This is a genomic window from Archangium sp., from assembly GCF_036389735.1.
Classification (GTDB): Bacteria; Myxococcota; Myxococcia; order Myxococcales; family Myxococcaceae; genus Archangium.
This window is the reverse complement of the sequence record NZ_DASVWK010000821.1, coordinates 1-5,878: the sequence shown is the minus strand read 5'-3', so window position 1 is coordinate 5,878 and position 5,878 is coordinate 1. Positions and strand designations below refer to the sequence as shown.

The following is a 5,878-nucleotide window of genomic DNA, read 5'->3' as shown; positions in this document are numbered from 1 at the left end:
GCGTTCATCGGGACTGCGACTGCGACTGCGACTCCAGGTGCTCCAGCTCCGCCAGCACGGGAATCCCCAGGCCACGCTGCACCTGCCAGGGCTGGAGCACCTGCCCGCTGAGCACGTCGCGCGCGATGGCCGCGAAGAGGGCCAGCAGCAGGCCCGCGACGATGCCGCCGATGGCGATCACCTTGGCGTTGGGCTTGACCGGGTTGCGGGGGAACTCGGCGGGGGTGAGCACGGTGTAGCGGTACTTGAAGGTGGCCTGGGTGATGTCGCGCTCCAGCTTCGCCCCCTCGATCCGCTTGCGCAGCTGCTGCTGGAGGACGAGCCGCACGCGCAGCTCGTCCAGGGCCACCGCCGCCTTGGGGTTCTCCGACACCGAGGGGAGGATGCCCATCAGCACGCGCTCCAGGCCATACGGGTCCGGCATCGGCTCGTCGGGGAAGGGCACGGACTGGCCGCCGAAGCGCTGGTACTCGGCGCCCAGCTCCTTCTCCTCGTTCTGGAGCACCTTCGTCTGCGGCGAGCCCTGGGCCCGCAGCCCCACGATGCGCTGCTGGAGCTCCACGATGTTGGGGTGGTTCTCCCCGTAGATTTTCAGCTGCGCCACCAGCTCGGCGTTCATCTGCTCCAGGCGCCGGTTGTGCTGCTCCTCGGAGTCCGAGATGGCGCGACGCTTGGCGCGGATGAGGAAGCGCAGCCCCGCCATGTGCTCGTTCGTGTTGAAGCCACCCACGCGCGGGTCACCCACCGCGCGCCGACGTTCGATCATGATCTGCTCGAACACCTTCTGGAAGTGGGTGTAGGCCTGATTCACGTTCTCGGTGGCCTGCTTCTCGTGAAGCTCGAGGATGCCCATCGCATCGGTGATGGTGGCGACATCCTCGCGCTGACGCGCCTCGAGGAAGCTCTGCTGGGCGGCGTCCACCAGCTCGTAGGCGAGCTGCGGATCCGGCCAGGTGATGCTGATGGTGACCTTGCCGTCCTCGGTGTCCACGACGAGCTGCTTCTCCAGCATGCCCACCATGGCATCCAGCTTGATGTCCTCGGTGGGGCGCGCGGAGATGACGTGCATCACCGTGTCCTTGAGGCGCAGCAGCGGGGCGCGCGTGGCCTCCCAGCGGTCCAGCAGGTTCACCCGCTTGATGAGGGCCACGAGGTTCTCGCGGCGCATCACCGCCTGGGCGGCGGCGCGCGTCACCGAGTCCACCTCGCCGGGCGGGCGCAGGGGGTTGGGTGGGTCCGGATCCAACGCGGCGATGCGGTCCGGATTGACCAGCGCGGCGATGGTGGAGCTGCGCTTGGGCAGCAGCGTGGCCTGCGAGTAGTAGCTGCGCGGCAGGTACTTGGCCGCGGCCAGTCCCAGCGCGGCCGTCAGCACGAAGACCGTCAGCGCCAGCAGCTTGTGCCTCAGCACGGCGTTCTTGACGTAGGCGAGGTAGTCGCGCATCGCCTCCCAGTCGAAGATCTGGGCCTGCGCCTTCTCCACCTCGGGCAGCTCGTCGCGCTGCTGGGTCATGACCCGGACTCCTTCCGCGGGCGCGTCGCCATCACGCGCTCCACTTGCTGGCGGAACTCTTCGGGGGTGAAGGGCTTGATGAGGTAGCCGTTGGCCCCGGCTTCCTCGGCCTGCGCTCGGTCCACCGCCAGCGTGCGCGCGGAAATCATGAGCACGGGGACGTCCTTGTGCAGCGGGGAAGCGCGGATGTGCTCACAAACATCGAAGCCGGAGATGTCCGGCAACGTCAGGTCCAGACACACCAGGTCCGGCTTGGACTCGGTCAGCAGCTCCAGGGCCGCGCGACCGCCGAAGGCCTCCAGCACGCGCGAGAAGCCCAACTCCTGAAGCATGTCGCCCAGCATCCTGCGGAACAGGGGAGAGTCCTCCACGACGAGGACGGTTCCTTGGTGCTGTCCCATAGAGTCTCTCAGACCTTTTCTTCAGTCTTCCATCGACGTCCAGACCACCAGGACGAGGAAGGCATAGAGGAAGTTGTACGCCACGAACATCGCCACCGCCCGTTTTACGCCCCGCGTCGCGTTGCGCTCGCGCGCCGCCAGGCTCGGTATCACGAGGGTGGCGTACAGCACCGACATCAGGAGGAACTTCTTCATGGCACGGTGCGCCTAAAGCCTACCACGGTCATAACGGACCACCAATCCAACACTTGTGTACCACTGGACGACCGGCGCGGGATCCAACACCACGTGATGCGTCCAGGTGAACTTCCCCTTCGCCTGGGCGTAGAGGTAGCGAGAGAGCGGCAGGGGCAAGAGGGCCTCGACTTCCGCCTGGGTCTGGGCGTCATTGCGGTGGAGGCCGTCGGTGAGCGCGTGCGCATAGCTCAGCTCACCGAGCACCTTGGCCTCGCGCTGGCCCTCCCACTTGAAGCTCACGCCCACATCGCCCCGGGGGATGAGCCGGGTGGTGAGCGGATCCAGGTGGGGCAGGTAGCGCGCCCGCAGCTTGGCCCTCACCGGCCAGTGGTTGCCCAGCGGCACCGGGGCGTTGAGCGCGGTCTCCAGCGTGGGCATCAGCACGCCCTCGCGGGGCTGGTCTGGCCGGCGCGGGTACATCATCCCCACCGCGACGCCGGGATCGACGCTCACGTTCACCAGCGGGGAGAAGAAGTGTTGGAGGCCCGGGGCGAACTGGAGCAGCGAGCTGCGGTTGCCCGTGGAGTAGGAGACGTCCTTGCCGTAGAGCGAGAGCGTGAAGTAGTCGCGGCGGGTGGCGCCGTAGAAGGACTGCACGCGCAGCTCGGGGTAGCGCTGCAGGGGGTAGGACGCGTCGCCGCGCCGCACCGGGCGCGTCGGAGGGTCGGAGAGCAGGCCATTGACGACCCAGCCCAGCGTGCCGGCGATGGCCAGCCGCTTGATGCCCAGCGACGTCCAGAAGCCGACCGCCGTCTCGGTGTAGATGTAGGCGGTTTTGGCCTTCGCGCCCATCGTCACGGGCAGTTCGCCACCCGAGGGCACTCCGCCCTCCACGGGCCCTCCGCCCAGGTCCCCTCCACTGCCGTAGTTGTCGAAGGGGAAGGTGCCGTAGGTGGTGGTGTGGACGGCCAGCAGCCGGAGGTCGCGGCGCAGCTTGTAGTCGGCGGTCGTGAAGACGGACTGGAGGATCTCCAGCGTCGGCTTCGAGGTGGCCTGACGGACGAGGAACTGCGGCTCGTAGACGAACTTGACGTCGAGCAGGTTGGTGTAGAGGAAGCCGTCCAGGCGGGGCGCGAGGACGACGTCGTTCACCACGCGGCTGGACGCCAGCTCGGTGAGCAGCGGCGTGCGGACGATGGACTCGACGCGGGCCGAGGCCTTGTACTTGACGGCTGGGGCGGAGGCCACCAGCAGCCAGCCGAGTGCCAGGGCAGCGGGCAGCGCCATGCCGTTACTCCACCACCACCACGTCGCCCGTCTTCAGACGGAAGGCGGACGCGTTGCCCTCGTTGCGGCTGAGGGCCTCCCAGGTGAAGCGGATGCGCACCGGGGTGGGGTAGCCGGGCTCCTTGCGCAGCACGAAGAGGGCGTCGTCGCGCGCGTAGTCGGTGAAGCCGCCGGCCTCCGAGAGCGCCTGGAGCAGACCGGCGTTGTACTCGAGCTGCTTCTTGCCCGGGTTGCGCACCTCGCCCAGCACGGAGACCTTGATGGGCTGGGCCTCGTCCACGATGACGGTGACGACGGGGTTGGCCACCAGGTCCTTGAGCTTCTGCTCCATGGCGCGGGCGAGCAGGGCCGGCGTCTGCCCGGCGGCCTCCACGTCGTTGACGAGCGGCAGGCTGATGCGGCCGTCATCCCGCACGCGGATGCGCGAGGAGATGTCCCGCTGGTTCCACACGTTGATGCTGAGGACGTCGCCCCTGCGGATGAGGTAGCTCTCGTCCTGCTGCTGGAGCTGGGGCTCGCGGTAGTCATCCACCCAGACGAAGCGGCCCGGCTTGTAGCAGGCCGACAGCAGCACGAGCGTGGCCAGCAGGGGCCAGCGAAGGGAGCGGAGGGAGGGCATGGTGGACACGGAGGGCTTCATGCGGCGCGGGCCTCGGTGGGAGTCGGCTCGGTGGCGGCCTGGGGCTTGCGGCGGTTGCGCACCTGGCGCACCAGTCCGAGCACCTCGTCCTTGCGTACCGCGCCGGTGAGGAGGATGAGGGACACATAGAGGAGGCCGTCCACCACCATGCGGGTGAGGCCCCGGAGCAGGGTGCTCGCGTCCAGCCCCAACCGACCCAGCAGCAGGTGGGCGAGGGTGACGGCGGCGCATACCCCGGCCGTCTTGCCCAGCACGGCGAGGGCGCGCGCGTCCCAGGCCCGCGAGCCGATGGCGGACACGAGGATGAGGGTGACCACCACTTCGCAGATGGCCAGCGAGGTGGCGGTGGCGCTCGCGCCGCCCGTGAGGCCCCGCCAGGCGAGGAAGGGGGGGATGAGCACCAGGTTGAGCCCGAGGTTGAGCCCCGCGGCCAGCAGGGAGGTGCGCGTCACCGTCCAGGCGCGGTTGGCGGCCATGAGCCAGCTGCCGCACACGGTGGCCACGTAGGTGAGCACGAAGATGGGCGCCAGCAGCCGCAGCACCGGCGCGGCCGGCAGGTAGGCCTCGCCGATCAACAGGTGCACCCACGTCTCCGCCCCGAGCGCCAGCGCCAGCGTCACGGGGACGGACACGGAGACGATGCCCTCCAGCCCCCGGCGGAGGATGCGGGTGAACTCCTCCTGCGAGCTCGCCGCCGCGCGCGACATCATGGGCAGCAGCACCCAGCCGAGGATGGGCGAGAGCATCATCGTCAGGCCGGCGATGCCCCAGACGGCGCCGTAGTAGCCCACCTCGGTGGTGTTCGCGATGACGCCCAGGAGGAAGACGTCCACGCGGCCGTTGGTGGCCAGCGCCGCCTCGTTGAGGAAGAAGGGCAGGGCGCCCAGCAGCACCGCGCCGGTGGAGCGCAGGTCCAGGCGCAGCTGGAGTCCGGCGTACTTGCGCGTGAGGTGGAAGAGGAAGACGGTCTTGAAGACCTCGGCGCCGATGAAGGGGGCGGCCAGCCACGGCAGCGGGGCGCGCAGCAGCAGCGCCAGCCCCAGCCCGAAGCCCCAGATGCACTTCATGAGGACGTGGGCCACGGACAGGCCGTCCACCTTCTCATGGGCGTGCAGCACCGCGGCGAGGATGGCGTTGAGGCGGAAGAAGAACTGGTAGAGGCCCAGCGCCAGCGCCAGCGCCCGCACCTCGGGCGGCGTGCCCTCGTGGCGCATCATGGCCAGCATGGCGCCCATCAGCCCCACGGCCAGCACCACCTGGAGCAGCAGCGTGCCGCCGAGGAACTCGCTGGCGTGCTCGCGCCGGACGGCGACTTCCTTGCGGATGTAGACGTCCAGACCCAGCGCGCTGAGGATGAAGAAGGCGGCGGAGGTGCCGTTGGCCCAGTTGTACTGGCCGAAGCTGTCGGGGCCCAGGACGCGCGGCACCAGCACCTGGAGCCCGAAGCCGATGACGTACGTCACCAACAGCGAGCCGCCCAGCTTGAGGGCGTTGCGCAGGGAGGTGTGGGCGTCCACCGGGGCGGGCTGGGCCCGCGGTTCGGCCGCCGCGCTCGTCTGGGGCGTTTCGATGACTCGGTACCTCGACAGTGAAGGCTGCGCGCAGTGAACGACAGAGGGGCCCCCCCGTCAAATACACGGCTACATGTCTGTAGAGTGGCCGAGCTGGCTTCCCGAGTCGGTGGGGGGCCCCAGGACCTGAAGGGTCCCGTTTCCCTGGGAGCCGAGCAGGCGAGGGGCGGGTCCCTTCCGTCCGAGGAGAGGCGCCATGCACGAGGTGAGACGCTGGGGAGTGGTGCTCGGGTTGCTGCTGGCCGGGTGCGCGGCCTCGGGACCGTCGCTGCGCGAGGAGGCGGAGAGG

General features: G+C 69.2%; 6 protein-coding genes. All 6 read right to left on the bottom strand.

Annotation, left to right across the window (positions count from 1 at the left end; translation table 11 throughout):
* Nucleotides 1–4: 4 nt before the first annotated feature.
* The 6 genes from VF794_RS29250 to VF794_RS29225 are packed head-to-tail and all read right to left on the bottom strand — an operon-like array spanning nt 5 to nt 5,535.
* Nucleotides 5–1,513, bottom strand: a complete 1,509-nt coding sequence (locus VF794_RS29250) for a chain-length determining protein (protein ID WP_331116063.1) — start codon at nt 1,511–1,513, stop codon at nt 5–7.
* Nucleotides 1,510–1,914 carry a response regulator gene (locus VF794_RS29245; RefSeq protein ID WP_414640974.1) on the bottom strand — a complete coding sequence of 135 codons (405 nt, stop codon included), beginning with the start codon at nt 1,912–1,914 and terminating at the stop codon, nt 1,510–1,512. Before VF794_RS29245 ends, VF794_RS29250 begins: the two co-directional genes overlap by 4 nt.
* Nucleotides 1,915–1,935: 21 nt before the next feature.
* On the bottom strand, nt 1,936–2,109 hold the full coding sequence (locus tag VF794_RS29240; RefSeq protein WP_331116060.1) for a hypothetical protein: 174 nt from the start codon (nt 2,107–2,109) through the stop codon (nt 1,936–1,938).
* Between the two features lie 12 nt (nt 2,110–2,121).
* On the bottom strand, nt 2,122–3,378 hold the full coding sequence (locus VF794_RS29235; protein WP_331116058.1) for a hypothetical protein: 1,257 nt from the start codon (nt 3,376–3,378) through the stop codon (nt 2,122–2,124).
* Between the two features lie 4 nt (nt 3,379–3,382).
* Nucleotides 3,383–3,997, bottom strand: coding sequence for an exopolysaccharide export protein EpsY (epsY, locus tag VF794_RS29230; protein WP_331116065.1), 615 nt, complete (start codon nt 3,995–3,997; stop codon nt 3,383–3,385).
* A gap of 17 nt (nt 3,998–4,014) precedes the next feature.
* A complete protein-coding gene (locus VF794_RS29225; protein ID WP_331116056.1) occupies nt 4,015–5,535 on the bottom strand; it encodes a flippase in 1,521 nt (506 codons plus the stop codon).
* Between the last annotated feature and the right edge of the window lie 343 nt (nt 5,536–5,878).

Excerpts from the sequence above, each read along its gene's own strand:
- VF794_RS29250 (WP_331116063.1), bottom strand. The coding sequence starts at position 1,513 with ATGACCCAGCAGCGCGACGAGCTGCCCGAGGTGGAGAAGGCGCAGGCC.
- VF794_RS29245 (WP_414640974.1), bottom strand. The coding sequence starts at position 1,914 with ATGGGACAGCACCAAGGAACCGTCCTCGTCGTGGAGGACTCTCCCCTG.
- VF794_RS29240 (WP_331116060.1), bottom strand. The coding sequence starts at position 2,109 with ATGAAGAAGTTCCTCCTGATGTCGGTGCTGTACGCCACCCTCGTGATA.
- VF794_RS29235 (WP_331116058.1), bottom strand. The coding sequence starts at position 3,378 with ATGGCGCTGCCCGCTGCCCTGGCACTCGGCTGGCTGCTGGTGGCCTCC.
- epsY (WP_331116065.1), bottom strand. The coding sequence starts at position 3,997 with ATGCCCTCCCTCCGCTCCCTTCGCTGGCCCCTGCTGGCCACGCTCGTG.